Below are 25638 nucleotides of genomic sequence, written 5' to 3'. Positions count from 1 at the left end.
CGTCAGGCACTTTTAGCTTTTGTGATGCGCTTGGGCTTGGCCTTGCTGGCCGGGCTTTTGCGTTTTTTCTTCCAGGGCGGTGTTACGCCCGCCGGGCTGGCCGGGCCGCTGATGGTCATGCTCATGCCGCTGCAGCGCTCGATGTGTTTGCTCATCCAGGCGGCCTGCTTGGCGACGAAAATCTCAAGGGGCATTTCGCCACTTTGCACCATATCCAGCGCCTGTTCCCAGATGGCGGTGGTGCCGGGGTCGGCGATGGCGCGGGGCACCGCGTCGATCAGGCTGAAGGCCGGGGGCGTGGCGGCCAGCGCCTTGCCGTTTTTGATCAGGTAGCCGCGGTCGAGCAAGCCTTGAATGATCCCGGCACGGGTGGCTTCGGTGCCGATGCCGGTGGTGTCTTTGAGCTTTTGCTTGAGTCGCGGGTCCTGGACCAGTTTGGCGACGTTTTTCATCGCCTTGATCAGGTCGCCTTCGGTAAACGGCTTGGGCGGTTGGGTCCACAGGTCTTTGAGGTTGACGTTGGCAACCGCGCAATCGAGCCCTTCGCGTAAGGCCGGTAAGGGTTGCGGGGCCGGGGCTTCGCGACCTTTGGCCGGGGCCAGAGCCTCGGGCAGGGCGCGCTTCCAGCCGGGTTCGACGATTTGCTTGCCGACAGCCCGCAAGTGCTGGCCCGCGCAGTCGAAATCAGCCTGGGTGCGGTCGTATTCATGGTTGGGCAGAAACTGCGCCAGGTAGCGGGCACGAATCAAGGTGTACACGGCGCGGTGCTTGCCGCTCAGGCGTTCGAGGTTCTTCGCCGCTGCCGTGGGGATGATGCCGTGGTGGGCGCTGACCTTGGCGTCGTTCCAGGCCCGTGAGCGGCGTTGCGGGTCGAGGTGCCCGGCCAGTGGCGCAAGGCTTGGGTCGGCCTGACGCAAGGCGGCCAGTATGGACGCAGCCTCGCTGTGCTGGCTGAGCGGCAGGTAGCCGCAATCGCTGCGCGGGTAGGTCACGACCTTGTAGGTTTCGTACAGCGCCTGGGCGACGTCGAGGGTTTCTTGCGCGCCGAGGCCGAGTTTTTTTGAACACACTTCTTGCAGGGTGCCGAGGTCGAAGGGCAGCGGCGCGACTTCGCGCATGCGCTCGGTGTGCAATTTGCTGACCCGTGCGTGGCGGGCGTTGCTGATGGCGGCAGCAGCCTGTTGCGCGTGGGCCTGGTTGAGGCAGCGGTCCTGATCGTCACAGGTGTCGGGATCGGCCCGCCATTGCGCGGTGAACAGTTGCTCGTCGTGCTTGAGTTGCACATCGATCGCCCAGTACGCCACCGGCACAAAGTCGCTGATGCTGCGATCACGGTCCACCACCAGGCGCAGGGTCGGGGTTTGCACCCGACCGACCGGCAACACCCCCTGATAGCCGGACTTGCGCCCGAGCAGGGTAAACAGGCGGCTCATGTTCATGCCGATCAGCCAGTCGGCCCGCGAGCGGCCCAAGGCCGAGTGATAGAGGTTAAAGGTTTCGGCGCCGGGCTTGAGTGCCGCCAGGGCTTTGCGAATGGAGGCGTCGTCCAGTGCGGACAACCACAGACGCTGGATGGGCCCGCGATAGCGGCAATGCTCGACCAGTTCGCGGGCGATCATTTCGCCTTCGCGGTCGGCGTCGGTGGCAATCACCAGTTCACTGGCTTCACCCAGCAGGCGTTTGACGGCTTTGAACTGGCTGGCGGTTTTGGGCTTGACCCGCATCTTCCATTTGTCCGGGATGATCGGCAGGTCGGCCAGTACCCAGCGCTTGTAGCGCTCGTCATAGGCGTCTGGCGGGGCGGTTTCAAGCAGGTGGCCAATGCACCAGGTGACGGTTGCATTGGCGCCCACCCAGCAGCCATCACCGCGTCGGCTGGCGCCGAGCACGGCCGCAATATCTTTGGCCTGGGAAGGTTTTTCACACAGAAACAGCCGCATAGCTCCACTCATTCATGCATCGCAGAAGAGGTGCAGCATGGGCAGTCATTGGCTGGAGATCAAGCGTTTTTACTGTGTTTTTGTACAGGTAGGGAGGGTGGGCTTGCTTCGCGAGCTTTTAGAACGTCAAAAGATCGCGAAGCAAGCTCGCTCCTACGCGGGCGTGGGGTTATTGGCCGCTGTAGATCTGATCGAACACGCCGCCATCGCTGAAGTATTTTTTCTGCACTTCACGCCAGTCGCCGAAGGTTTTCTCAACCGACAGGAAGTCGACTTTGGGGAAGCGGTCGTTGTACTTGGCCAGGATCGCCTGGTCGCGTGGGCGCAGGTAGTTGTTGGCAGCAATTTCCTGGCCTTCTGGCGACCACAGGTACTTGAGGTATTCCTCGGCGATGGCGCGAGTGCCTTTTTTGTCGACGACTTTATCAACCACGGTCACCGGCGGCTCTGCTTCGGCGGAAACGCTTGGGTAGATCACTTCGAACTGATCACGACCAAACTCGCGGGCAATCATTTCTGCTTCGTTTTCGAAGGTCACCAGCACGTCGCCGATCTGGTTGGTCATAAACGTGGTGGTGGCCGCACGGCCGCCGGTGTCCAGCACAGGTACTTGCTTGAACAGTTTGCCGACAAACTCTCGGGCTTTTGCTTCATCGGCGCCGTGTTTTTGCGCATAGCCCCAGGCCGAGAGGAAGGTGTAGCGGCCGTTACCCGAGGTTTTCGGGTTGGGCACGATCACTTGTACGCCGTCCTTGAGCAGGTCTGGCCAGTCGTTCAGGCCTTTAGGGTTGCCTTTACGGACGATAAATACGGTGGCCGAGGTGAACGGCGCGCTGTTGTCCGGCAGGCGGGTGACCCAGTTTTCCGGGACCAGTTTGCCGTTGTCAGCCAGGGCGTTGATGTCGGTGGCCATGTTCATGGTGATCACGTCGGCCGGCAGGCCGTCGATCACTGCGCGTGCTTGTTTGCTCGAACCGCCGAAGGACATCTGCACAGTCGGCTTTTCGTTCTTCTCTTTTTCCCAGTGCTTTTGGAACGCAGCGTTGTAGTCTTTGTAGAAGTCGCGCATCACGTCGTAAGACACGTTAAGCAACGGTTTGTTGTCGGCGTGGGCCAGGCTGCTGAGTGCAAGGCCTGCGACCAACAAAGAGGCGCTAAAGAGTTTTTTCACTGCGTAGTCCTTGTTATAGGGGGCAAAAGAGGCAATATGCCAGCGACTATAGCGGGTGCTGCATAGTCCTTAAAAGATTAAAAAGCACTTTGTTTATACGTTTTTGACGAACAGCGCATTACCACACCGGGAACAAAAAGACGCCGAGGCCTCGTGCTGGGCTTTTTTGCAGGTGGTGCACGTGTGTTGCAGCTGTTCGCCGCGCATGGCGTTGGCCAGTTCGGCGGTAAAAATACCGGTGGGCACGGCGATGATTGAGTAGCCGGTGATCATCACCATGGCCGAGATGACTTGCCCGGGAATGGTCTGCGGGACGATGTCGCCATAGCCGACGGTGGTCAGGGTCACGATGGCCCAATAGATGCTGACCGGGATGCTGGTAAAGCCGTGATCCGGACCTTCAACCACGTACATCAAGGTGCCGAACACAGTGACCAGGGTGGATACCCCGACCAGGAATACGATGATTTTCTGTTTGCTGCCGCGTAAGGCCGAGAGCAGGTAATTGGCCTGGCTCAAGTAGGGCAACAGTTTGAGGATCCGGAAGATCCGTAGCATGCGGATGACGCGAATAATCAACAGGTACTGCGCGTCGCTGTAATAAATCGCCAGTATCCCCGGCACGATGGCGAGCAAGTCCACTAATCCATAAAAGCTGAACGCGTAGCGCAATGGTTTGGGCGAGCAGTACAGGCGCAGGCCGTATTCGATGGCAAACACAAAGGTGAAGCCCCATTCGATATAGGCCAGCAGGTCGCCGTATTGCAGGTGAATGCTGTTGATGCTGTCGAGGATGACCACCACCAGGCTCGCCATGATGATCAGCAGCAGGGTGGTATCGAAACGGCGCCCGGCGGGGGTGTCGGACTGAAACACCATCACGTACAGGCGCTGACGCCAATCCTGATTCTTCATGTAGATCGCTCGATACCCAAAACCCAGAAGATTCGGGTATTAACGTTCGATGCGCAACCTGCTTTGCGCTTCACTGTCAGCGGACTTGCGGCTTAACAGGCGAACACCGCCACCGATAACCCAGCAACTGAGCACAAAGGGCGCGGTTAAAAGAGGCAGACCCAGCGCACTGAAACCCGGTGCCAGGGCCAAGGTCACGACGATGCCCAGTAATGGCTTGCAGATTCGGCTCCCTTGCTGGCTCAAGGCCAATGCTGCCAGCGCCGGGTTGTAGCCAGCCAGCCCGTTGAGTGCGGCGCCGGTGTCTTGTTGGTAGAGGCTCCATAACAGCCCGGCGAGTGAGCCAGTCAGCGCCCACAGGGCCGCCCGCCAGTGGCTCAGGCACAAGCCGATGACAATCAGCAGCCCGGCGACCGGGTGATTCAGCAGCATGACTTGGCTGATCCCCTTGAGCAGGGCTTGCAACAGCGTCCAGGCGTTGAGGGCATACGGCTCAACGCTGTACTCCGGTGTTCCTTGCAGGGTGAGCAGGACCCAGCCGATGGCGACAAAGGGAGCGGTGTAAATCATCAGGCTATGGGGATGCGTGGCGCGTTTGAGCCATTGATGCACGACCATGCTGCTGAGCCCGGCGCTGGCGATGATCAACAGTGGCAGCATGGCTGACCACGGCAATTGATGGCTCAGCAGCAGCCCCAGCAACACACCGTTGTAGCTGTAGAGCCCGGCCTGACGTTCGGTTTTGGCGTAGCCGCGACGTTGTGCCGTCAGCAAGCCTGCGACTGCACCGAGCAACGCTCCGCCGAGCAGCGCAGGAGCGCTGACGACAATGGCCAGCAGGCACAACACGCCGCAGAGCGGGTGACGTTGCAGGAAGACTTGGCTGAAACCATTGCACAGGGCCGTGGCCCAGTCAGGGCAATGAGTCATGGCGCAATCAACTTTTTTGAGGGTGAACGAATGCCCCGCAGGGATCACGGTATCGATACAGCCTTTGGGCTTTGCGACATCTGTGTAGTCGCTGACGAGGCACGAGGCTGCGAAGCGGACCGCTTCGCAGCCTCATTCTTCGTCAGCGACTACAACACGTTGCGTGCAGAGGTTATTTGTCGCGAATGGAGAAGTTGGCCATGTGTTCCAGGCCTTTGATCAGCGCCGAGTGGTCCCAGTTGCTGCCACCGAGAGCGGCGCAGGTGCTGAACACTTGCTGGGCGCTGGCGGTGTTGGGCAGGTTGATCCCCAGCTCACGGGCGCCAGCCAGCGCCAGGTTGAGGTCTTTCTGGTGCAGGCTAATGCGGAAACCCGGATCGAAGGTGCCTTTGATCATGCGCTCGCCGTGCACTTCGAGGATTTTCGAAGAGGCGAAACCGCCCATCAAGGCTTCGCGAACCTTGGCCGGGTCTGCGCCGTTCTTGGCGGCAAAGACCAGGGCTTCGGCCACGGCCTGAATGTTCAGGGCGACGATGATCTGGTTGGCCACTTTGGCGGTTTGGCCGTCGCCATTGCCGCCGACCAGAGTGATGTTTTTACCCATGCTTTGCAGCAAGGGCAGGGCGCGGGCGAAGGTTTTTTCGTCGCCGCCCACCATGATGCTCAGGGTGCCAGCCTTGGCGCCGACTTCACCGCCAGACACCGGGGCGTCGAGGTATTGCGCGCCCTTGGCGTTGATTTTTTCAGCGAAGGCTTTGGTCGCTGTGGGCGAGATCGAACTCATGTCGATCACTACTTTGTTCGGGCTCAGGCCTGCGGCAATCCCGTTTTCACTGAACAGGACTTCGTCGACCTGCGGGGTGTCGGGCACCATGATGATGATGAATTCGGCTTCTTGAGCGACTTCTTTCGGGCTGGCCAGGGCGATGGCGCCAGCCGACAGCAGGTCGCTAGGTGCTGCGCCGCGATGGGTCGACAAGAACAGGCTGTGCCCGGCCTTTTGCAGGTTGCTGGCCATAGGCGAACCCATGATCCCGGTGCCGATAAATCCGATTTTAGCCATGACAAATCCTCTTGTTTTTATTGGATAAAAAGCCGTAGTCGCTGCCGAAGGCTGCGAAGGGTTGCGGAGCAACCCGTTTTCTTACACCGCGTTATGCGTCTTGAGCCACACCAGCCCGGCTTCGGTGCTGGTCAGCGGCTTGTACTCGCAACCCACCCAGCCCTGATAGCCGATGCTGTCGAGGTGGTCGAACAGGAAGCGGTAGTTGATCTCGCCGGTGCCCGGTTCATGGCGGCCGGGGTTGTCGGCCAGCTGGATGTGGTTGATCTGCGCCAGGTGCGTTTGCATGGTGCGCGCCAGGTCGCCTTCCATGATTTGCATGTGATAGATGTCGTATTGCAGGAACAGGTTGGCGCTGCCGACCTTGTCCTGAATCGCCAGCGCCTGTGCGGTGTTGTTGAGGTAAAAGCCCGGAATGTCGCGGGTATTGATCGCTTCCATCACCAGCTTGATGCCCGCCGCTTGCAGTTTGTCGGCGGCGTACTTGAGGTTGCTGATGAAGGTTCTTTCGACGGTGGCGTCGTCTACGCCTTGTGGGCGAATCCCGGCCAGGCAGTTGATTTGCGTGTTGCCCAGTACTTTGGCGTAGGCGATAGCCTTGTCGACGCCTGCGTGGAATTCCTCGATCCGGTCAGGGTGGCAGGCAATCCCGCGCTCGCCCTTGGCCCAATCGCCGGCGGGCAGGTTGAACAGCACCTGGGTCAGTTTGTTGGCTTCCAGGTGATGTTTGATTTCTTCAGCGCTGTAGTCGTACGGAAACAGGTATTCAACGCCGTGAAAACCAGCGTTGGCAGCCGCTTGGAAACGGACAAGGAAATCCTGTTCGGTGAACAGCATGGACAGGTTGGCGGCAAAACGCGGCATGGTGAACTCCTGCTTTTTTGTTCCCTCTCCACGCAGGAGAGGGCTAGGGCTTAGGGGTTAATCGAGCATTGAAATGGCGGTCGGTGCATCGTTACCCACCAGCGCCAGATCTTCAAATTCATTGACGGCGTTGATTTCGGTGCCCATCGAGATGTTGGTCACGCGCTCCAGAATAATCTCTACGACTACCGGTACGCGGAACTCTTTGAGCATGTCTTGCGCCTTGCGCAGTGCAGGCTGGATTTGAGCCGGTTCGAATACGCGCAGCGCTTTGCAGCCCAGGCCTTCGACCACGGCGACGTGGTCGACGCCGTAGCCATTCAGTTCTGGGGCATTCAGGTTGTCGAAAGACAGCTGCACGCAGTAGTCCATTTCGAATCCACGCTGTGCCTGACGGATCAGGCCAAGGTAGGAGTTGTTCACCACTACGTGGATGTACGGCAGGTTGAACTGCGCGCCCACGGCCAGTTCTTCGATCATGAACTGGAAGTCATAGTCACCCGACAGGGCTACAACGTTGCGGCTCGGGTCGGCTTTGACCACGCCCAGCGCCGCCGGAATAGTCCAGCCCAATGGCCCGGCCTGACCGCAGTTGATCCAGTGGCGTGGCTTGTAAACGTGCAGGAACTGCGCACCGGCAATCTGCGACAAACCGATGGTGCTGACATAGCAGGTGTCTTTGCCGAACACCTGGTTCATCTCTTCGTACACACGTTGCGGCTTAACCGGCACGGAGTCGAAGTGAGTCTTGCGGTGCAGGGTGGCTTTGCGTTGTTGGCAGTCTTGCAGCCAGGCGCTGCGGTTTTTCAGCTTGCCGGCGGCTTTCCATTCGCGGGCCACCTCCAGGAACACAGTGAGGGCTGCGCCTGCGTCGGAAACGATGCCCAGGTCCGGGGTGAAAACACGGCCGATTTGCGTCGGCTCAATGTCCACGTGGATGAATTTACGGCCTTCGGTGTACACCTCGACCGAACCGGTGTGGCGGTTGGCCCAGCGGTTGCCGATGCCCAGCACGACGTCGGATTTGAGCAGGGTGGCGTTGCCATAACGGTGCGAGGTTTGCAGGCCGACCATGCCGACCATCAGCGGGTGATCGTCGGCAATGCTGCCCCAGCCCATCAAGGTCGGGATCACCGGGATGCCGGTCAATTCGGCGAATTCCACCAGCAACGCGCTGGCGTCGGCGTTGATGACGCCACCGCCGCTGACCAGCAGTGGGCGTTCGGCCTGGTCGAGCATGGCCAACGCTTTTTCGACCTGTACGCGGGTGGCCGAAGGCTTGGCCAGCGGCAGGGGTTCGTAAGCGTCGATGTCGAATTCGATTTCAGCCATTTGCACATCAAACGGCAGGTCAATCAGCACGGGGCCAGGGCGGCCGGAGCGCATTTCATAAAAGGCTTTCTGGAAGGCGTAAGGCACCTGGCCCGGCTCGAGCACGGTGGTTGCCCACTTAGTCACCGGCTTGACGATGCTGGTGATGTCCACGGCCTGGAAGTCTTCTTTATGCAGACGCGCCCGTGGCGCTTGGCCGGTGATGCACAGAATCGGGATCGAATCGGCAGAGGCGCTGTACAAGCCGGTCACCATGTCAGTGCCCGCAGGGCCGGAGGTGCCGATGCACACGCCAATATTGCCAGCTTTGGTGCGGGTGTAGCCCTCGGCCATGTGCGAGGCGCCTTCCACGTGGCGAGCGAGGACGTGATCGATGCCGCCCACTTTTTGCAAGGCTGAATACAGCGGGTTGATGGCGGCGCCCGGGATACCAAAAGCGGTGTCGACACCTTCACGACGCATCACCAAAACAGCGGCTTCGATTGCTCTCATTTTGCTCATTTGATTGTGCCTCTTACGTTTTATAATTGTATACAAATGGCTGATGGTTGAGTTTATTCATGGTCCGGCCTGCAGGTCAATGGCTTTTGTTTAATCCATGGCAAGACGCTTAGAAGGCCCTATTTCGGGAGATTTTAGATTTTTTGGAATTTGTTAGCTGAAAAACTGTATACAAATAATCGTGTTTTTGTGTTCTATTGCTCTCATTGGTTCTGCCTGAAGCAGGCGGGGCAAGGCTTCCAATAACAAAATAAGGACGGCAACCATGAGTGCTTTAACCTTGAAAGTCGCTTTAACCCTGACGGCTCAAGCCTTGAATGCAGGTCGCAGCATCAACGCGTCCCCGCTGACGGTCGCGGTACTCGACTCGGGTGGGTATTTGCTGGCATTGCAGCGTGAGGACGGCGCCAGCTTGTTGCGCCCCAACATTGCGATTGGCAAGGCCTGGGGGGCGATTGCATTGGGCAAGGGATCACGTGCACTGGCGCTGGACGCGCAGCAGCGCCCGACGTTTTTCGCGGCGCTCAATGGCATGGGCCAAGGCGATATCGTGCCGGTACCGGGTGGCGTCTTGATCCGCGATGCTCAGGGCAAGGTGATGGGGGCGATCGGTATCAGCGGCGATACTTCGGACATTGATGAGCAATGCGCCATCAGTGCAATAGAAGGGCAAGGGTTGCGGGCGGATGCGGGAGTGGTGGCTTAATCACTTTTTCTGTAGGAGCGAGCTTGCCTCGCGATCTTTTGAGCGTTTAAAAGATCGCGAGGCAAGCTCGCTCCTACGGTTTTTGCGCCAGGCGTCAATCCGGCGCACAGCCTTTAAGCACCAGCCGAATAATGGTCTGGGTCGCAGCTTCGTAGTCGCTGTCGTCGAGTTTGGCCTTGCCGGTGATGGCGGAAATTTGCCAGTCGAAGTCGGCGTAGGTCTGGGTCGCGGCCCAGATGCTGAACATCAGGTGGTGCGGGTCGATCGGGGCGATCAGGCCGCGGTCGATCCAGGTCTGGATGCAGGCGATGTTGTGTTTGGCCTGGTCGTTAAGCAGTTCGACCTGTTTTTCACTGAGGTGCGGGGCGCCGTGCATGATTTCGCTGGCGAACACTTTCGAGGCAAACGGCAGTTCGCGGGAAATCAGGATTTTGGAACGGATGTAGTTGCTTAACACCTCGTTCGGCTCGCCATCGGCGTTGAACGGCGTTGATACACGCAGGATCGGCTCGATGATGCTTTCGAGCACTTCGCGGTACAGGTTTTCCTTGGATTTGAAGTAGTAATAGACGTTGGGCTTGGGCACCCCCGCCTTGGCCGCGATGTCGCTGGTTTTGCTGGCGGCAAACCCTTTGTCGGCGAATTCCTCGCTGGCGGCTCGCAAAATCAGTTCTTTGTTGCGCTCGCGGATGCTACTCATAAACCCGGTATTTCCTTGCCTGTTTTGGCGGTCGGGCATGGTAGCACCGTGATTGCAAACGTCTCAAGACAGCTGCTTGCAGGCGGTCGTACGCCAGCCGTCAGGCCAGCGCGTTACCCGGCTGCGAGGTGCTGTTTTGCAACAGCCGATAGCCCGCGATGGCAAACAGCAACATGCCCAAACCTGCGATCAACGACACCCGGAAGCCTGCCGGTGCTCCGTAAGCATCGATCACCCAGCCACCGACCACCGCGCCGAGGGCAACCCCCATGCCCAGGCCGGTAATCATCCAGGTCAGGCCTTCGGTCAGCTTGGCCGGGGCGACGATGTTTTCGACCAGCGCCATGGCGGTGATCAGGGTCGGGGCGAAGAACAGCCCGGCGACAAACATGGCCGCGGCCAGGGTGATGATGCTGTTGGCCCACATCAGCGGCACCATGGTGATTGCGGTGGCCAACGCGCCCAACAAAAACAACCGGGGCAGGGGCATGTTCAATTTGAGGCTACCAAACACCAGCCCGGCCAGGCATGAACCCAGCGCATACACCGACAGGACGATACTCGCGGCCGCCGGTTCACCCTGGTGTTGGGCAAAGGCCACGCTGACCACATCCACGGTGCCGACAATGGTGCCGAGGCCAATCAAGGCCATCATCAGCACCAGAACCGCGCCCTGACGCAAGACTGTGACGTCATTCTCCAGGGTGCGCGGGTGCACGGGCGGCTCAGTTTTGTGTTGCATGACAAAGGCGGTTACGCCCACTGCCAACAGGATCGCGGCCGCCAGTGGCCCGGCCTGGGGGAACAGGGCCACGCTCAGGCCCACGGAAATGGGCGGGCCGATGATAAAGCAGACTTCGTCCAGCACCGATTCAAACGAGAACGCCGTGTGCAGCTTGGGCGAGCCGCGGTACAGCTCACTCCAGCGGGCGCGGACCATGGCCGGCATGCTGGGCATGCAGCCGGCCAGGGCGGCGCAGACAAACAGCGTCCAGTCGGGCGCGTTCAGGTAGCTGCACAGCAGCAACGCAAGCATGGCGCAGACGCCAACCGCCGCCACGCCGGGCAAGATCCGGCGTTGCCCGTAACGATCAACCGCGCGAGAAATTTGTGGTGCCAGCAGGGCCATGGCCAGTGCAAAGGTGGCCGCCACCGCGCCCGCCAACCAATACGAGCCGTGCAACTGCGAAAGCATGGTGATGATGCCGATACCTGCCATGGATATGGGCATTCGGGCGATCAGGCCTGCGGCGCAAAACGCTTTGCTGCCGGGGGCGCTGAAAATCTCGCGATAGGGGTTGGCCATACAAGCTCCGTGACGTTGCAGGTAAGAAAGGTGTTTTGACATACATGGCGTATGCAGAAATATACGCATGCGCGGCGTATGTCAAATAAAGGTGGCCAATGAGGGGAGGTTGCTGCTCAGGGAGGAGGGCTTCAGCCACGCGAATGCAGTGGCTGAAGCGGGTGCATCAGAAGTGGTACTTGACCAACAGGCTCGCGGTGTCCTGGTTGGTTTTGAAAGAGCCGCTGTCTTCGATGCCGTACTTGTTTTTCCAGTAGTCGTATTCGATACCGACGTACAGTTGCTTCGCGCTCCAGTTCAACGCCTTGCCCAGGTCATATTTGATCTGTGGGTTGAAGTGCAGGTTGGCGTGGTAGGTGCCGCGCGCGTTCTGGTCGTTGTCGACCACCCAGTCCATGTAGCCGTCGATGACCACATCGGAGTTGCCCACGGGCTGGGTCCAGGACCACACCGGGGTGATCTGCCAGACGCCACGGCCCGGGCGGTTGCCCTCTGGGTAGCGTTTGTAGAAGTTCAACTGGAAGAAGTCGAAGCCCGGCACATTCAGGTCGAAACCGGGGCCGATCAAGTAGGAGTCTGAATCGCCTTCGCCAAACTCGTACGTGAGGGCCAGCAACACGTCTTTGATGGGGCCAAATTCAAACTTCTGATCGAAGATCTTGCCGAACGACAAGCGCGGCGTGAACTCGCCGTAGTAGGTGTTGGTACCTAAGTTACTGTCTTCTTTGCCGTTGTAAAAAATACGGTCGACGAACAAAAAGTTATCACCGTATTTCCAGCTGTCGGCGTGTTCGAAGGTCAAGGTCTGTTGGATCTTGGGATTGACCTGAAAGTCCTTGCCATACAAGTACGTCAAGCTGTTGGTTTGCCACTGTAGCAAGTCTTCTGCGGCTGCCGTTGTACCGCCCAGCAGGCTCCCCGCAAGCACCAGGCCGGTCAGAATGCGCTTCATTCGGTTGCTCCAAAAATTAATCAATGCTGCATGAGTAGAACTCGGCGCTCTGTGCGGCACCTTGGTTCTTTTGTTTTAAAACTTGTCTTTGTGGTCAACTTAAAGGCGTTTTAACACCCTGTTTTACGGCAAAGAGACATCGCTCGGCTGTCCGTGGACAGTTGAGTGGCGGGAGACTAATGCAGGCCGTAAACAGTTGGTTGAACGATAAAGTTGGCTTCAGAGTCAGCTTTAAAACAGCGCCCGTCTTTGAGCGGCCGCGCAGAGTACTGACTCTGGCGTCGGTACTCAAGCGCGCTGTGGTTGCCCGGGCGCAGCAAGGCTTAAAAGTGGACTTTGATCAGGGCGCTGGCGGTGTTTTGGTTGGTGTCCAGACGGCTGCTGCTTTCGATGCCGTACTTGTTTTTCCAGTAGCTGTATTCAAAGCCGACATACAGCTGTTTTTCCCCAAGATTCAGGGCTTTGCCCAGGTCATATTTGACCTGCGGGTTGAAGTGCAGGTTGGCGTGATACGTGCCGCGTGAGTTCTGGTCGTTATCGACCACCCAGTCCATGTAGCCATCAATCAGCACGTTGGAGCGGCCTACAGGAATGGTGTAGGAGAACGACGGTGTGATCTGCCAAACCCCCGTGCCAGGGCGTGGTCCTTCGGTATGGCGGCGATAAAAGTTGAGGGTGAAGTAGTTAAAGCCCGGCACCGCCAAGTCAAAGCCCGGACCAATGAGGTAGGCCTCGCTGTCGCCTTCGCCGTACTCGTAGGTCATGGCCAGGAGCACGTCTTTGATGGGGCCGTATTCGAGTTTTTGGTCGAAGATCTTGCCGAACGACAGGCGTGGGCTGAACTCGCCGTAATAGGTGTGCGGGCCTTTGTTGGGGTCGGCTTTACCGTTGTAGAAAATGCGGTCGACAAACAGGAAGTTGTCGCCGTACTTCCATTTGTCGGCGTGTTCAAAGGTGATCGTTTGCTGGATCGACGGGTTGATCGCGAAGTTCTTGCCGTACAGGTAGGTGAGGCTGTTGGTTTGCCACAAGAACAGATCGCCGGCCATGGCCTGACCTGCAGCCAAAAGCCCACCCGCGAGCGTGACGCCCCAGTGTTTGCAGTGCATGGGATGCTTCCTTTTTTATTATTGTTTTGATGCTGTTCAGAGAATCAAAAGCCCCTCACCCCAACCCTCTCCCGGAGGGAGAGGGGGATGATTGAGGGCATGATCAATGCTGATGCACGTGACCGCTCATGGCTGCACGCTCGGCGCCGCCCAGTACGTTGAACAGCAGGTTCAGGGACACGGCGCTGACTGCTGCCATGGCGATGCCGCTGTGGGTGATCGGGCCCATCCAGAGTGGCAAGTGCGCGAAGAACTCGGGGCGCACCACCGGGATCAGGCCCATGCCGATGCTGACGGCCACCAGCAGTTGATTGCGGCGGTCGGCAATGTCGGCCTCCTGGAGGATTTTGATCCCCGTTGCGGCAACCATGCCGAACATCGCAATGGCGGCGCCGCCCAATACCGCAGGCGGAATCGAGGCCACCAGAAACGCGGCTTTAGGCAACAGGCTGAGGGTGATCAGGAAAATCCCGGCCATGATCGTCACCGAGCGGCAACGCACGCCGGTCATTTGCACCAGACCGATGTTCTGGGCGAATGAAGAGTGGGTGAAGGTGTTGAAAAAGCCCGCCAGAAACGAAGCCCCGGCGTCGCACAGCAAGCCGCGACGGAGCATGCGTGGGGTGACTTCCTGGTCGGTGATCTTGCCCAGCGCCAGAAACATCCCGGTGGACTCGACAAAAATGATCACCACCACCAGACACATCGACAGGATCGGTGCCAGATGAAACTCAGGCATGCCGAAGTGCAGCGGCGTGACGATCTGGAACCACGGCGCCAGGCCGATGCCTTGCAAGTTGACCATGCCGATGGCACCACACAGGGCATAGCCCAGTGCCATGCCGATCAGTACCGAAACGTTGACCCAGAAACCGCGCATAAAGCGATTGATGAGCAAAATGGTGCCCAGCACCAACGCCGCAATAAACAGGTAAATCGGTGAGCCGAATTGCGCAGCTGTACTGCCGCCGCCCGCCCAATTGACGGCGACCGGGAACAGTGACAGGCCGATGGAAGTAATCACGGTGCCGGTGACCAGCGGCGGGAAGAAGCGCACCACCTTGGACATGAACGGCGCAATGATCATCCCGAAGAAACCGGCGGCAATGGTTGCCCCGAAAATACCGGTCATGCCGATGCCCGGCATCCCGGCCATCGCGACCATGCTGCCAACGGCGGCAAAACTGGCGCCCATCATCACCGGCATGCGAATGCCCATGGGGCCGATGCCCCACGACTGGACGATGGTTGCCACGCCTGCCACCAGCAGGTCGGCGTTGATCAGAAAGGCGATTTCTTCACGACTCAGCCCGGCTGCCTGGCCGATGATCAGGGGGACGGCGACAGCACCCCCGTACATCAGCAGCACGTGCTGCAGACCGACCAGAATCAATTGCAACAACGGTAGCCGCTGGATGGGTGGTGGTGCGGTTACTGCGGGTATGCGCGGTTCGGTTAAGTCGGACATGCAACACCTCGGTCATTTTTATTGTTGTGAGCTAATGGTGTGGTGGGTGGCCGCCCACGGTTTGCGGCCACCCGTGTGCGTCAGTTGATGTGGGCTCCTGAGTTGACCCAGGCACCGACCAGATCGCGTTCTTGCTGGGTCATCTGAGTGATGTTGCCCAGCGGCATGATCGGTGTGGCGACGGCTTGCGCTTGAATGCGCGGGGCCATCAGTTGGATTTGTTGCGCGGTGTCAAACATCACCCCGGCCGGAGCCACGCTGAATAGCGGGCTGGTAGGGGAGGCGGAATGGCAAACCGTGCAGCGTTCCTGGATTACCGCGTGGACTTTTTCGAAGTCAACGCCGGCCACCGGGGCGGCGGGAGCGGCAGGCGCGGGCGCTGCTGCTGGCGGGGCATCTGCTGCTTTAACACCGCCCACGGCCGTTTCTGGCAGCGGTTGGTATTTGATGACCTTGGCCACGTCAGGCGTTGCAGGTGCAGGTTTGGGGCCAGTGACATACGCCAGGCAGACCATGCCCAATGCCGCGACGGGTAAGGTCCAGGCATATTTGTGGCTGTCGTGGCGGGTGTTGAAGTAATGGCGTACCAACACCGCGAGTACCGCAATCCCGGCCAGGATTAGCCAGTTGTATTGGCTGCCGTAGGTGCTCGGGAAGTGGTTGCTGATCATGATGAACAGCACCGGCAAGGTGAAGTAGTTGTTGTGACGCGAACGCAACAGGCCTTTGGCTGGCAGCGTTGGATCGGGTGTGCGGCCTTCTTTGATGGCTGCAACCAGGGCCCGCTGGGCGGGCATGATGATGCGGAACACGTTGCCGACCATGATGGTGCCGATAATGGCGCCGACATGCAGATACGCGCCGCGCCCGCTGAACACTTTGCTCAGGCCGAACGCTGCGGCAACCAGCAGCAAAAAGAGGATAAAACCGAGCAGTGCCGGGCGTTTGCCCAAGGCAGAGTCGCACAGAAAATCGTAGACAAACCAGCCGGCAATCAGCGAACCAATACCGATGGCAACCGCTTCGGGGCCGCTCATGCTGGAGCCGGGAGCGATCAGGTACAGCGCCGGATTGAAATAGAACACCAGGCAAAGCAGGGCGATGCCGGACATCCAGGTGAAGTAGGCTTCCCATTTAAACCAGTGCAGGTTTTCCGGCATGGTCGGTGGGGCCAGCTTGTATTTTTCGAGGTGGTAGATACCGCCCCCGTGAATGGCCCATAAGTCGCCGGACAGGCCGTCTTTGGGGTTGGCTCGATTGAGGTTGTTCTCAAGCCAGACAAAATAAAACGACGCGCCAATCCAGGCCACACCGGTAATCATATGAATCCAGCGCACGCCCAGATTCAGCCATTCCATCAGATGTGCTTGCACAGTCTTTACCTCTCGCCTGTCACTCTTGAGTGAATGAGCAGACCTTCTCTTATTGGTGGGGGGCGAGGATCAAACGCTCATCCTCTTTAAAGAAATGCTCATCGCAGTTATTGCCTGAGCCACTGCGATCAACCACCAGGAAGTCATCCCGCTTTTCGATCGTCAGCACCGGGTGGTGCCAGACGCCGCGATGGTAATTAATGCCCTGCCTGCCATTACTGACAAAGGCGCGGACCAAGCCTGATACAGGTACATCGCCAACGGGCGCGACCACGATCAGAAAGGGGTTGCCGAGCAGCGGAATAAACGCCTGGCTGCCCAGCGGATGGCGCTCCAGCATGCACACAGTGAACGGCATGTCCTGCGCTTCGGCGCGGAAGATGCTGATGATCGCCTTGCACTCTGGCGTCGCCGTTTGGACCTCGGCCAGACGATGAAAGCGCATGGTTGAACCGTTGTTGATCATGAAGTGGTCGCTGCCATCGGTTTCAATCACGTCACCGAACGGGGCGAAGGCTTCTTTGGTCAGCGGTTCAATCTGTAATGTGCGCATGTTGGTCTTCTTTTTCTAAATGACTGACAGGTGTTCGTTTTGCTTTTGTAGTCGCCGCCGCAGGCTGCGATAAGGTCCGTAGGGCCTTTAACAGCAGGGTCGCAGTGCAACCCATCGCAGCCTTCGGCAGCGACTACAGTGTTGGTGTTATTTAGCGACCTTGCCCAGTACACGCAGGCGGCTTACACCGCCGTCCGGGAACAGGTTGAGGCGGATGTGGGTGATCGGGCCCAGCGCTTTGATTTGCTCGCTGAAGCTGTGCTCGGCGTGCATTTCGAGTTTTTGGCTCGGCAGCAATTCACGCCAGAACAGGCTCTGGGTTTCGATCTGGCTGTCGGTACCGCCTTTGACGAACGCGCCCTGGATCGAGCAGCTGTCCGGGTAGTTGCCCTTGAAGTGCAGGGTGTCGACGACGATTTTTTCAACTTCACCGGCGTGGCCCAGCGCGACGATGACCCAGTCATTGCCAGGGGTACGGCGACGTGCGGTTTCCCAACCATCGCCCATGTTGATGCCACGGCCCGGGTTAAGAATGTTGCTCATGCGGCCGAAGTGTTCGTCGGAGCAGGCGAGGGCGCGGCCACCATTGAGGGCGGCGGCCAGGTCGACCTGTTCGTTGTCACCCAGCGCAGACCAGTCACGGAATGGCACGCCATACACACGCAGACGCGCTACGCCGCCGTCAGGGTAGATGTTGAAGCGCAGGTGGCTGAACGCCTGGTCATTAGTGATCTCGTGGTAGTGGTGGCTGTTGCCTTGCAACTCGACCGCCGACAGCACTTCAACCCATTGGGTGTTTTCAGTCGGCTCGCCTTCAGCCAGGAAGCAGGCTTCGAGGGAGGCCGATGGCGGGAAGTTACCGGTGAAGAATGAAGTGTCGATGTCGACGCCCTTGATAGAGCCCGGAACGCCGAGGCGGATGACGGCACTGTCATAGCCTTCAAAGCGCTTGCGGCGGGACTCCCAGCCGTCCATCCACTTGCCGTTGTCATCGAAAACGCCCTCCTTCCACACGGCCGGGGTCGGCTGGAACAGGCGGTTGGCGTCTGCGAACCAGTCATCGGTCACCGAAACAATTTTGGTGCCAAGACGGGCATCGGCCAGGTTGACGAACTTCTCGAACGGTACGGCGTAAGCTTTCATTCTTCTGGTCTGCCTTTAAATAAGTGGCTGGAGATACGTCACCGGCACCTGCCGGCTCGGCTTAGAGCTGGCGTAATCGGAACAGGGCTATTTTGTTGATTTCTGCCAACGCGCATTTGAACTCGACGTCTGCCGGGTTGTGGATGCGAGTTTCGAACGCGGCGAGGATCTGGTGCCGGTCGCTGCCTTTTACCGCCATGATGAAGGGAAACTTGAACTTGGCTTTGTAGGCTTCGTTCAGCTCGGTGAAGCGCTGAAACTCTTCTTCCGTGCATTGGTGAATACCGGCGCCGGCTTGTTCATTAGTGCTGGCTTCGGTCAGTTGGCCCTGGACGGCAGCTTTGCCGGCCAGGTCCGGGTGAGCGTTGATCAGTGCCAGTTGGCGGTCGTGATCAGCGCTCAATAACAGGTCGCTCATACGCTGGTGCAGGGTGTCGATCTGATCGACGCTGGCGTCCAGGCCCAGGTCGTAAGCCTTTTCAGCCACCCAAGGTGAGTGCTCGTAAATGTCGGCAAAGGCTGCGACGAACTCATCGCGGCTCAGGGTTGACGGCTTGAGGGTCTTGAAGGCGCTCATCGGTCGGTCTCGGCAACAAAAGGGTGGGTGGCGTGCCAGTGCCGGGCAATGTCCACGCGGCGGGTAAACCAGACCTGTTCGTGGCCTTTGGCGTACTCGATGAAGCGTTTGAGGGCGGCGAGACGCGCAGGGCGGCCAATGAGGCGGCAATGCAGGCCGATTGAAAGCATTTTCGGCGACTCTGCGCCTTCGGCGTACAGCACATCGAAAGCATCCTTGAGGTACTGGAAGAATTGCTCGCCGGTGTTAAAACCCTGCGCCTGGGTAAAGCGCATGTCATTGGTGTCCAGTGTGTAAGGGATCACCAGATGTGCTTTGCCGGTCGGGTTGTTGGGTTCCCAGTAGGGCAGGTCGTCGTCGTAGGTGTCGCTGTCATACAAGAAGCCGCCTTCTTCCATAACCAGCCGACGGGTGTTCGGGCCGGTGCGGCCGGTGTACCAGCCCAGCGGGCGTTCGCCGGTGATTTCGGTGAGGATGCGGATCGCTTCGAGCATGTGCTCGCGTTCTAGCGTTTCATCCATGTACTGGTAGTCGATCCAGCGATAACCGTGGCTGCAAATCTCGTGGCCGGCGGCAACCATGTGGCGGATCACGTCCGGATGACGCTGCGCGGCCATGGCCACGGCGAAGACCGTGAGCGGAATGTCGAATTCCTTGAACAGCTTGAGCACCCGCCATACGCCTGCGCGGCTACCGTATTCGTACAAGGACTCCATGCACAGGTTGCGCTCGCCTTGCAGCGGCTGGGCCGAGACCATCTCCGAGAGGAAGGCTTCCGATTCTTTGTCGCCATGCAGAAGGCTGCGTTCGCCGCCTTCTTCGTAATTGAGCACAAAAGACAGGGCGATACGGGCGTTGTCCGGCCAGTGCGGATGAGGAGGGTTTGGACCGTAACCAATCAGGTCGCGTGGGTAGTCAGCGCTCACTACAGTCTTCCTTATTGTGGGTGTTAACAGTCGACTGGCCAGACTTGGCGTCTCTGCGATGACTTGATTGTATACAACTTAATAATAAATTTGTAACCCTGAATTTGTGCATTTTTATCATGCTTTGTGCTTGAAGGGTACTTGCAAAAAACTTGCCTGATTGGTCAGGTTCTGAATACAAAGTCTCTAAAGGCCGTGTCTTTGAGCGTTGATAGTCTCCAAACCTCAGGTTAGACGTGTCGCGAAAAATAGCATTTTTAATTGTGTACAATTTTTTGAATAAGTGTCTTAATCTTCGCATCGCCGTGTCTTTCGGGGCTTATCTGAAAGCACGGCAGCCGAATTTATTCACCGAGTCGGGGAGGTCGCACACTCAATGGGACGTTTGACTACACACGTTTTGGATGCCGCACACGGATGTCCGGGCAGTTCGATCAAGGTCGAGCTGTACCGCGTTGAAGGTGCCCAGTTGACCTTGGTGGCGAGCGCCTTGACTAACGAAGACGGGCGCTGCGACGCACCGCTGTTGCAGGGTGACGACTACCGTTCAGGGGTTTACCAGGTGCAGTTCAGTGCCGGTGATTACTACCGCGCACGGGGTGTGAAATTGCCGGAGCCGGCGTTTCTGGATGTGGTGGTGCTGCGTTTCGGGATCAGTGCCGAGCAGGATCACTACCATGTGCCGTTGCTGATCTCGCCGTACAGTTACTCGACGTACCGTGGTAGTTAGGGTTTAAAAGTTCGCATCGTGGTAGATGATTTGCCCGCTCACACTGCGGGCTTTTTTTTGCCCGCGATTTAAGCAAAACCTGTAGGAGCGAGCTTGCCTCGCGATCTTTTGACCTTTTAAAAGATCGCGAGGCAAGCTCGCTCCTACAGTGGCGGTGTGATTTAACGACTCAACAACGAGGCCGTGCCCGCCACGCTGAACAAGCCAGCGCTGACCTTATTGAACCAGCTTTGCCCCTTGCCACTGCGCAGGTAGCTCGCCGCGCCGTGGGCGCCCAGGCCGTAGGCCAGCTTGCAGAGCAGGTCGAGTACGGTCCAGGTGGCGATCATCACCAGCAGTTGCCCCAAAAAGGGTTGGTTGGGGTCAAGAAACTGCGGCAAGAACGCGGCAAAGAACAAAATGTCTTTGGGGTTGCTGGCGCCGAGCACAAACGCGCGCCCAAAGAGTGCGCGAAAGCGCGGTTTTGGTGCGGCATCCGGCACTGTAGTGGCTCTTGCCGGTTGGCACGATTGCTTCCAGCTTTGCCAGGCCAGGTAGAACAGGTACAGCGCGCCGACGATTTTCAGGGCGCTGAACAATTGCTCCGATGCCAGCAACAAGGCGCCCAAGCCCAGTGCCGACGCGCTGAGCAAGCAAATCGAGGCAATCACTCCGCCCAAAAACGCCGGATAAGAACGGCGTAAGCCGTAGTTCAGGCTGTTGCTGATCATCAATAACGACAGTGGCCCTGGAATCAGGATCACGACCAAGGCGGCACTGCTGAACAGCAGCCAGGTTTCCAGACTCATCACTTTCTCCATATACCCGTACAAGCGTTTCCCGTTGCACGATCGGGGGTCAGCTGATTTATGCGTTTGTATACAAATAAAGCAAGTATTGTTTTCAAATTTACAGGTTTGTCAGCTTGAACGGCTTTGCCCCAGCGCCTGATTGATCGTCAGCCAGCCGTTCACCGCTTCTTCACCGGCTTGTTCGAACACCCGTTGCAGCAATTTAACCTGTTCGCGGCGCAGGCTGGCCTCAAAGCGGACTCCGTCGGCGGTCAGTTCCAGCAGGCGTTTGCGCTTGTCGGAGGGCGGCACCACGCTGACGACCAAATCCATTTCGATTAATTGGCGCAACGGCGTATTGAGGGCTTGCTTGCTCACGCCGAGCAAGGTGAGCAGTTCCTTGACGCTGACGCCGGGGTAATGGGCGATGAAAAACACGATGCGCTGATGAACCCGGCTCAGTCCGCGCCGGGCGAGCATCTCGTCGGCCTTGGCCGTGAACGCCTGGTAGCCAAAGAAGAAGGCTTGCATGGCTGCACGCTGGGTGGTCGGGTTTTTAAGGTCAAGCATATTGACGTATCCAGTCGCTGAGGCGTAATTTCGGTCAACCAGTTTGACTTATTTCCAATGATTTCTGCTACGGGTGACCTCAATGGCTTTCTCCGAACGTGTATCGCGCCTTAAAAGTTCTTTGATCCGTGAAATTCTGGCGGCTGCTCAGCGTCCGGAAGTCATGTCCTTTGCCGGCGGGCTGCCGGCAGAGTCGATGCTGCCTAAAGTCGACTGGACCGAGATGCCCGTCGCTCTGGGCCAGTACGGCATGAGCGAAGGCGAGCCGGCCCTGCGTGAGGCGCTGGCCGCAGAGGCCCGTGCGTTAGGGGTTAACTGCGAGGCGAGCCAGGTGCTGGTGCTCAGCGGTTCGCAACAGGCACTCGACCTGGCAGCCAAGCTGTACATCGACAAGGGCACCGAAATCATGCTCGAGGCGCCGACCTATCTGGCAGCGCTGCAAATCTTCCAACTGTTCGGCGCCGAGTGCCTGACGTTCCCGCTACAGGCCGATGGCCCGGACTTGGCAGCGCTGCGTGTTCAGCTGGCTAAACACCGCCCGGCCTTTATCTATTTGATTCCGACCTTTCAGAACCCGTCTGCCGTGCGTTACAGCGAAGCCAAGCGCGACGCCGTGGCCGCGCTGCTCGACGAGTTCGGTGTCACCCTGATTGAAGATGAGCCGTACCGCGAACTGACCTTTGATGGCGGCAGCGCGACGCCGATTGTCAGTCGCTTGAAAACAGCCAGCTGGATCTACACTGGCACGGTGTCGAAAACCCTGTTGCCGGGCCTGCGCGTGGGCTTCCTGATTGCCAGCCCGGATTTGTTTCCGCACTTGCTGCGCCTTAAGCAGTCGGCCGATTTGCACACCAACCGTATTGGCCAGTGGCAGGCGTTGCAGTGGATCGGCACCGAGAAAATGGCTAACCATTTGGCGGTGTTGCGTGATTTTTACCGCGTGCGTCGTGACGGCTTCCAGGCCGCGCTGGAAGAACACTTTTCGGACCTGGCGGATTGGCAGGTGCCGCAGGGTGGGCTATTTTTCTGGCTGACCCTCAAGCAGCCGCTGGATACCCGCACCTTGCTCAAGCCAGCGCTGGCTCAAGACGTCGCGTTTATGCCGGGTGAGCCGTTCTTCGCCGACCCGGACCAGAACGTAGGGAGTCTTCGTTTGAACTTCAGTCACATTGATCCAGAACGCCTGCACGAAGGTCTCAAGCGTCTGGCAATGGTTATCCGTCAAGCACACGCCGCAGAGGCGGCTTAGGAGTTGCGATGCTCAAGGTTTATGGCGATTACAACTCGGGCAACTGCTACAAAATCAAACTGATGCTGCACCTGCTGGGCCTGGAATATGAGTGGCAGTCGGTCGACATTCTCAATGGCGACACACAAACCCCTGAGTTCCTGGAAAAAAACCCGAACGGCAAAGTGCCGGTGCTGGAATTGGAAGATGGCACCTGCCTGTGGGAGTCCAACGCGATTCTCAACTACCTGGCAGATGGCAGTGACTACTTACCTACCGAGCCGCGTTTGCGCACCCAGGTATTGCAGTGGCAGTTTTTTGAACAGTACAGCCACGAGCCCTACATTGCGGTAGCGCGGTTTATCCAGTTCTATCTGGGCTTGCCCGAAGAGCGGCTAGAGGAATACCGCAAGCTGCAAAAGCGCGGTTACAGGGCGCTGGAGGTGATGGAGCAGCAATTGCAACGCACGCCGTATCTGGTGGGTGAGCACTTCTCGATTGCTGACGTGACGCTGTATGCCTACACCCACGTGGCGCATCAGGGCGGGTTTGATCTGAGCAGATTCCCGGGGATCCTGGCCTGGATACAGCGCGTGGCGAGCCAACCGCGCTATGTCGGGATGCTGGATTAAGCGGGGACTGCCGCAGGCTGCGATGGGTTGATTTTAAACATCAATAAATCGCAGCTTGCGGCTGCTACTGGCGTTTAAACGCTGGCAAACCGCGTGTTCAGGTACTCAATGATCACTTTGGAGTCATACATCCAGGTGGTCTTGCCGTCTTCTTCGATCCGCAGGCAAGGCACTTTGATCTTGCCGCCTTGCTCCAGCAGGGTCTGGCGATCTTGCTCGTTGTTTTTCGCGTCGCGCAGGGCCACCGGCACGTTCAGGCGGCGCAGGTTGCGGCGGGTTTTGACGCAAAACGGGCAGGCGTGGAACTGATACAGGGTCAGGCTTTTGGCCGCTTGATCAACTTTTGCCTGGTCAGCAGCAGGGCGCTGTTTTTTGCTGGGGCGGGTAATGAAATCCCCGGCGATGATCAATTGGCCCAAACCGATGCGAAGCGCTTTGATAAACACAGTAGAAAGCCTCATGGGCAAATAAATAAAGGAGGGAGCTTAGCCGAAACAGCCAGGCGAAAAAAAACCGGCGATGAACGCCGGCTCTTTTATGCCCGGATTACTTGATCAGGCTGAGAAACTCACTGCGTGTGGCCGCGTTTTCGCGGAACTCACCCAGCATCACCGAAGTGATCATCGACGAGTTTTGCTTCTCGACGCCGCGCATCATCATGCACATGTGCTTGGCTTCAATCACCACGGCAACGCCCAGGGCGCCAGTGACTTGCATCACCGCGTCGGCGATCTGACGGCTCAGGTTCTCTTGAATCTGCAAGCGACGGGCATACATGTCGACGATGCGTGCGACTTTCGACAAGCCCAGCACTTTACCGCTTGGAATGTAGGCCACGTGCGCCTTGCCGATAAAAGGCAGCAAGTGGTGTTCGCACAACGAGTACAACTCGATGTCCTTGACCAGCACCATTTCGCTGTTGTCAGAGCTGAACAAGGCACCGTTGGTGACTTCTTCGAGGGTCTGCTCATAACCGCGGCAAAGGTATTTCATGGCTTTGGCGGCACGCTTGGGCGTGTCCAGCAGACCTTCGCGGGAGACGTCTTCGCCAAGCTGACCGAGGATGGCGGTGTAGTTTTGTTCCAGGGACATTAATCTACCTGTGGGATTTTTCGCAAAGGGCAAGGGTACGGGGGCTGACTCGGCGCTGCAAGTGTGGCGATGCGCGGTTACTCGTCGCGGCCTTCCATCATGGTGCGTTTGAGCATGACGTAAACGGCGCCAGCGCCACCATGTTTGGCCTGGCAGGAGCAGAAACCCAGGACTTGTGCATGTTGGCGCAACCAGGTGTTGACGTGGCTTTTGATCATGGGTTTTTTGCCGTCAAGGCGCACGGCCTTGCCGTGGGTGACGCGCACGCAGCGGACTTCAAGGCGGGTGGCTTCGCCGAGGAACTCCCAGAGCGTTTCGCGGGCCTTTTCGACGGTCATGCCGTGCAGGTCCAGGCTGCCTTCGAAGCTGATCTGGCCCAGCTTGAGTTTGCGCATCTGGCTTTCTTGCACGCCATCGCGGGCCCAGTGCAGTTGATCTTCGGGGCCGACATCAATCACAAACTGGTCAGACAAACCGTCAATGATCGTGGTGTTGCTGCGCACGATAGCGTTTTGCCGCAGTTTGGCCAGTTGCGCACGGTCAGTTTTGGGTTTGCCGGTGTCGGCGCGATCATGCTTGATCGGTTTGACACCGCGAATCTCGTTTTTGAACAGGGAAAAGTCGTCGTCTTGCATGTCAGCCTCCGCGAAGGGCGCACAGTTTACCCAAGTCGACGACAATCGGCAGGCCGATGTGTATTAGTCGCGCTTTTTCATCAGGTGCGGCGCCATGTTCAAGCCAAATGGAGCACGCATGCGCCGACGGCTACGGCGCCATAGCCAGATGCCCAGCCAACTGACCAACAACCCGGCAATCAGCACCAGTACGGCAGCGGTGGGGTTGGCGTTCAGGTCGCCCAGAGCTGCCGGGTGGCCGATCAGGCTGCTGGCACTGGTCAATAATAACGCGACCCCTGCCAGTGTCAGCAGGGCAGCCAAGGTCAGAATCAGCCATGCGCGCCAGTTTCGGTGTTCTTTAGGGCGTAAGCGTCGTGCATCAAAACCATCGGAGATCTTCATTCCGATCTTTCCTTATAGGGTATCGGCCCTTCAGACAGGAACATGGGCGGGTTGTTCCTGAGGTGCTC

General features: G+C 58.4%; 27 protein-coding genes. 4 read left to right on the top strand and 23 right to left on the bottom strand.

What is annotated here, in order from left to right:
- Window positions 1-2: 2 nt before the first annotated feature.
- From ACJJU9_RS15920 to gcl, 7 genes are all read right to left on the bottom strand, one after another.
- Window positions 3-1940, bottom strand: coding sequence for a DNA topoisomerase III (locus ACJJU9_RS15920; RefSeq protein WP_407728966.1), 1938 nt, complete (start codon window positions 1938-1940; stop codon window positions 3-5).
- Between the two features lie 169 nt (window positions 1941-2109).
- Window positions 2110-3111, bottom strand: coding sequence for a sulfate ABC transporter substrate-binding protein (locus tag ACJJU9_RS15915; RefSeq protein ID WP_407728965.1), 1002 nt, complete (start codon window positions 3109-3111; stop codon window positions 2110-2112).
- 93 nt (window positions 3112-3204) lie between these two features.
- Window positions 3205-4026 carry an ion transporter gene (locus ACJJU9_RS15910; protein WP_153327815.1) on the bottom strand — a complete coding sequence of 274 codons (822 nt, stop codon included), beginning with the start codon at window positions 4024-4026 and terminating at the stop codon, window positions 3205-3207.
- 39 nt (window positions 4027-4065) lie between these two features.
- Window positions 4066-4956 (bottom strand): urea transporter, encoded by an 891-nt coding sequence (locus ACJJU9_RS15905; RefSeq protein WP_407728964.1) that lies wholly within the window; start codon window positions 4954-4956, stop codon window positions 4066-4068.
- 172 nt (window positions 4957-5128) lie between these two features.
- On the bottom strand, window positions 5129-6019 hold the full coding sequence (locus ACJJU9_RS15900) for a 2-hydroxy-3-oxopropionate reductase (RefSeq protein WP_407728963.1): 891 nt from the start codon (window positions 6017-6019) through the stop codon (window positions 5129-5131).
- A gap of 81 nt (window positions 6020-6100) precedes the next feature.
- Window positions 6101-6883 carry a hydroxypyruvate isomerase gene (hyi, locus tag ACJJU9_RS15895; protein ID WP_407728962.1) on the bottom strand — a complete coding sequence of 261 codons (783 nt, stop codon included), beginning with the start codon at window positions 6881-6883 and terminating at the stop codon, window positions 6101-6103.
- 57 nt (window positions 6884-6940) lie between these two features.
- The gene (gene gcl, locus ACJJU9_RS15890) at window positions 6941-8716 is read right to left on the bottom strand and encodes a glyoxylate carboligase (RefSeq protein ID WP_048371314.1); all 1776 of its coding nucleotides are present in this window, start codon (window positions 8714-8716) and stop codon (window positions 6941-6943) included.
- A gap of 265 nt (window positions 8717-8981) precedes the next feature.
- Here gcl and ACJJU9_RS15885 point away from each other — a divergent pair, with 265 nt between their 5' ends.
- Window positions 8982-9422, top strand: coding sequence for a GlcG/HbpS family heme-binding protein (locus ACJJU9_RS15885; protein ID WP_407728961.1), 441 nt, complete (start codon window positions 8982-8984; stop codon window positions 9420-9422).
- Window positions 9423-9516: 94 nt separating this feature from the next.
- Here ACJJU9_RS15885 and ACJJU9_RS15880 read toward each other — a convergent pair whose 3' ends face one another.
- The 10 genes from ACJJU9_RS15880 to puuE all read right to left on the bottom strand — a co-directional run bounded on the left by ACJJU9_RS15880 (window position 9517) and on the right by puuE (window position 19529).
- Window positions 9517-10122 (bottom strand): TetR/AcrR family transcriptional regulator, encoded by a 606-nt coding sequence (locus ACJJU9_RS15880; protein ID WP_123751600.1) that lies wholly within the window; start codon window positions 10120-10122, stop codon window positions 9517-9519.
- A 100-nt stretch (window positions 10123-10222) separates the two neighbouring features.
- The gene (locus ACJJU9_RS15875; protein WP_048391555.1) at window positions 10223-11428 is read right to left on the bottom strand and encodes an MFS transporter; all 1206 of its coding nucleotides are present in this window, start codon (window positions 11426-11428) and stop codon (window positions 10223-10225) included.
- A 166-nt stretch (window positions 11429-11594) separates the two neighbouring features.
- The gene (locus tag ACJJU9_RS15870) at window positions 11595-12380 is read right to left on the bottom strand and encodes an outer membrane protein OmpK (RefSeq protein ID WP_048371305.1); all 786 of its coding nucleotides are present in this window, start codon (window positions 12378-12380) and stop codon (window positions 11595-11597) included.
- Between the two features lie 323 nt (window positions 12381-12703).
- Window positions 12704-13489 (bottom strand): outer membrane protein OmpK, encoded by a 786-nt coding sequence (locus tag ACJJU9_RS15865; RefSeq protein WP_048371304.1) that lies wholly within the window; start codon window positions 13487-13489, stop codon window positions 12704-12706.
- 103 nt (window positions 13490-13592) lie between these two features.
- Window positions 13593-14957 (bottom strand): nucleobase:cation symporter-2 family protein, encoded by a 1365-nt coding sequence (locus ACJJU9_RS15860; protein ID WP_048371302.1) that lies wholly within the window; start codon window positions 14955-14957, stop codon window positions 13593-13595.
- Between the two features lie 80 nt (window positions 14958-15037).
- Window positions 15038-16330, bottom strand: coding sequence for a urate hydroxylase PuuD (locus ACJJU9_RS15855; protein WP_048371301.1), 1293 nt, complete (start codon window positions 16328-16330; stop codon window positions 15038-15040).
- Window positions 16331-16379: 49 nt separating this feature from the next.
- Window positions 16380-16883 carry an ureidoglycolate lyase gene (locus ACJJU9_RS15850; RefSeq protein WP_407728960.1) on the bottom strand — a complete coding sequence of 168 codons (504 nt, stop codon included), beginning with the start codon at window positions 16881-16883 and terminating at the stop codon, window positions 16380-16382.
- 147 nt (window positions 16884-17030) lie between these two features.
- On the bottom strand, window positions 17031-18026 hold the full coding sequence (alc, locus tag ACJJU9_RS15845) for an allantoicase (protein ID WP_048371297.1): 996 nt from the start codon (window positions 18024-18026) through the stop codon (window positions 17031-17033).
- A gap of 61 nt (window positions 18027-18087) precedes the next feature.
- Window positions 18088-18603 carry a 2-oxo-4-hydroxy-4-carboxy-5-ureidoimidazoline decarboxylase gene (uraD, locus tag ACJJU9_RS15840; RefSeq protein ID WP_048371295.1) on the bottom strand — a complete coding sequence of 172 codons (516 nt, stop codon included), beginning with the start codon at window positions 18601-18603 and terminating at the stop codon, window positions 18088-18090.
- Complete coding sequence (gene puuE, locus ACJJU9_RS15835) at window positions 18600-19529, bottom strand: allantoinase PuuE (protein ID WP_048391544.1); 930 nt, start codon at window positions 19527-19529, stop codon at window positions 18600-18602. The genes uraD and puuE overlap by 4 nt, the downstream gene beginning before the upstream one ends.
- 376 nt (window positions 19530-19905) lie before the next feature.
- Here puuE and uraH point away from each other — a divergent pair, with 376 nt between their 5' ends.
- A complete protein-coding gene (gene uraH / locus ACJJU9_RS15830) occupies window positions 19906-20259 on the top strand; it encodes a hydroxyisourate hydrolase (protein ID WP_048371291.1) in 354 nt (117 codons plus the stop codon).
- Window positions 20260-20420: 161 nt separating this feature from the next.
- Here uraH and ACJJU9_RS15825 read toward each other — a convergent pair whose 3' ends face one another.
- Both ACJJU9_RS15825 and ACJJU9_RS15820 read right to left on the bottom strand, forming a co-directional pair.
- Window positions 20421-21047, bottom strand: a complete 627-nt coding sequence (locus tag ACJJU9_RS15825; RefSeq protein WP_407728959.1) for a LysE family translocator — start codon at window positions 21045-21047, stop codon at window positions 20421-20423.
- A 111-nt stretch (window positions 21048-21158) separates the two neighbouring features.
- On the bottom strand, window positions 21159-21599 hold the full coding sequence (locus ACJJU9_RS15820) for a MarR family winged helix-turn-helix transcriptional regulator (protein WP_048371286.1): 441 nt from the start codon (window positions 21597-21599) through the stop codon (window positions 21159-21161).
- Between the two features lie 82 nt (window positions 21600-21681).
- On the opposite strand from ACJJU9_RS15820, the gene ACJJU9_RS15815 reads away from it, so the two are divergent.
- Both ACJJU9_RS15815 and ACJJU9_RS15810 read left to right on the top strand, forming a co-directional pair.
- Window positions 21682-22848, top strand: a complete 1167-nt coding sequence (locus tag ACJJU9_RS15815; protein WP_048371284.1) for a PLP-dependent aminotransferase family protein — start codon at window positions 21682-21684, stop codon at window positions 22846-22848.
- Window positions 22849-22856: 8 nt separating this feature from the next.
- Complete coding sequence (locus ACJJU9_RS15810; protein ID WP_407728958.1) at window positions 22857-23459, top strand: glutathione S-transferase family protein; 603 nt, start codon at window positions 22857-22859, stop codon at window positions 23457-23459.
- 74 nt (window positions 23460-23533) lie between these two features.
- Here ACJJU9_RS15810 and ACJJU9_RS15805 read toward each other — a convergent pair whose 3' ends face one another.
- From ACJJU9_RS15805 to ACJJU9_RS15790, 4 genes are all read right to left on the bottom strand, one after another.
- Window positions 23534-23905, bottom strand: coding sequence for a glutathione S-transferase N-terminal domain-containing protein (locus ACJJU9_RS15805; RefSeq protein ID WP_048391129.1), 372 nt, complete (start codon window positions 23903-23905; stop codon window positions 23534-23536).
- A gap of 100 nt (window positions 23906-24005) precedes the next feature.
- Window positions 24006-24551 carry a GTP cyclohydrolase I FolE gene (folE, locus tag ACJJU9_RS15800; RefSeq protein ID WP_048371280.1) on the bottom strand — a complete coding sequence of 182 codons (546 nt, stop codon included), beginning with the start codon at window positions 24549-24551 and terminating at the stop codon, window positions 24006-24008.
- Between the two features lie 77 nt (window positions 24552-24628).
- Complete coding sequence (locus tag ACJJU9_RS15795; RefSeq protein ID WP_048371278.1) at window positions 24629-25186, bottom strand: Smr/MutS family protein; 558 nt, start codon at window positions 25184-25186, stop codon at window positions 24629-24631.
- Between the two features lie 63 nt (window positions 25187-25249).
- The gene (locus ACJJU9_RS15790; protein ID WP_153391723.1) at window positions 25250-25570 is read right to left on the bottom strand and encodes a hypothetical protein; all 321 of its coding nucleotides are present in this window, start codon (window positions 25568-25570) and stop codon (window positions 25250-25252) included.
- Window positions 25571-25638: the final 68 nt, after the last annotated feature.

Source organism: Pseudomonas helleri (assembly GCF_045830615.1).
Classification (GTDB): Bacteria; Pseudomonadota; Gammaproteobacteria; order Pseudomonadales; family Pseudomonadaceae; genus Aquipseudomonas; species Aquipseudomonas helleri.
This window is presented reverse-complemented; position numbering and strand designations above follow the sequence as displayed.

Bases quoted from the DNA above. Each gene is read 5' to 3' on its own strand.
- ACJJU9_RS15920 (WP_407728966.1), bottom strand. From the start codon at position 1,940: ATGCGGCTGTTTCTGTGTGAAAAACCTTCCCAGGCCAAAGATATTGCG.
- ACJJU9_RS15910 (WP_153327815.1), bottom strand. From the start codon at position 4,026: ATGAAGAATCAGGATTGGCGTCAGCGCCTGTACGTGATGGTGTTTCAG.
- ACJJU9_RS15905 (WP_407728964.1), bottom strand. From the start codon at position 4,956: ATGACTCATTGCCCTGACTGGGCCACGGCCCTGTGCAATGGTTTCAGC.
- ACJJU9_RS15900 (WP_407728963.1), bottom strand. From the start codon at position 6,019: ATGGCTAAAATCGGATTTATCGGCACCGGGATCATGGGTTCGCCTATG.
- hyi (WP_407728962.1), bottom strand. From the start codon at position 6,883: ATGCCGCGTTTTGCCGCCAACCTGTCCATGCTGTTCACCGAACAGGAT.
- gcl (WP_048371314.1), bottom strand. From the start codon at position 8,716: ATGAGCAAAATGAGAGCAATCGAAGCCGCTGTTTTGGTGATGCGTCGT.
- ACJJU9_RS15885 (WP_407728961.1), top strand. From the start codon at position 8,982: ATGAGTGCTTTAACCTTGAAAGTCGCTTTAACCCTGACGGCTCAAGCC.
- ACJJU9_RS15880 (WP_123751600.1), bottom strand. From the start codon at position 10,122: ATGAGTAGCATCCGCGAGCGCAACAAAGAACTGATTTTGCGAGCCGCC.
- ACJJU9_RS15875 (WP_048391555.1), bottom strand. From the start codon at position 11,428: ATGGCCAACCCCTATCGCGAGATTTTCAGCGCCCCCGGCAGCAAAGCG.
- ACJJU9_RS15870 (WP_048371305.1), bottom strand. From the start codon at position 12,380: ATGAAGCGCATTCTGACCGGCCTGGTGCTTGCGGGGAGCCTGCTGGGC.
- ACJJU9_RS15865 (WP_048371304.1), bottom strand. From the start codon at position 13,489: ATGCACTGCAAACACTGGGGCGTCACGCTCGCGGGTGGGCTTTTGGCT.
- ACJJU9_RS15860 (WP_048371302.1), bottom strand. From the start codon at position 14,957: ATGTCCGACTTAACCGAACCGCGCATACCCGCAGTAACCGCACCACCA.
- ACJJU9_RS15850 (WP_407728960.1), bottom strand. From the start codon at position 16,883: ATGCGCACATTACAGATTGAACCGCTGACCAAAGAAGCCTTCGCCCCG.
- alc (WP_048371297.1), bottom strand. From the start codon at position 18,026: ATGAAAGCTTACGCCGTACCGTTCGAGAAGTTCGTCAACCTGGCCGAT.
- uraD (WP_048371295.1), bottom strand. From the start codon at position 18,603: ATGAGCGCCTTCAAGACCCTCAAGCCGTCAACCCTGAGCCGCGATGAG.
- uraH (WP_048371291.1), top strand. From the start codon at position 19,906: ATGGGACGTTTGACTACACACGTTTTGGATGCCGCACACGGATGTCCG.
- ACJJU9_RS15825 (WP_407728959.1), bottom strand. From the start codon at position 21,047: ATGAGTCTGGAAACCTGGCTGCTGTTCAGCAGTGCCGCCTTGGTCGTG.
- ACJJU9_RS15820 (WP_048371286.1), bottom strand. From the start codon at position 21,599: ATGCTTGACCTTAAAAACCCGACCACCCAGCGTGCAGCCATGCAAGCC.
- ACJJU9_RS15815 (WP_048371284.1), top strand. From the start codon at position 21,682: ATGGCTTTCTCCGAACGTGTATCGCGCCTTAAAAGTTCTTTGATCCGT.
- ACJJU9_RS15810 (WP_407728958.1), top strand. From the start codon at position 22,857: ATGCTCAAGGTTTATGGCGATTACAACTCGGGCAACTGCTACAAAATC.
- folE (WP_048371280.1), bottom strand. From the start codon at position 24,551: ATGTCCCTGGAACAAAACTACACCGCCATCCTCGGTCAGCTTGGCGAA.
- ACJJU9_RS15795 (WP_048371278.1), bottom strand. From the start codon at position 25,186: ATGCAAGACGACGACTTTTCCCTGTTCAAAAACGAGATTCGCGGTGTC.
- ACJJU9_RS15790 (WP_153391723.1), bottom strand. From the start codon at position 25,570: ATGAAGATCTCCGATGGTTTTGATGCACGACGCTTACGCCCTAAAGAA.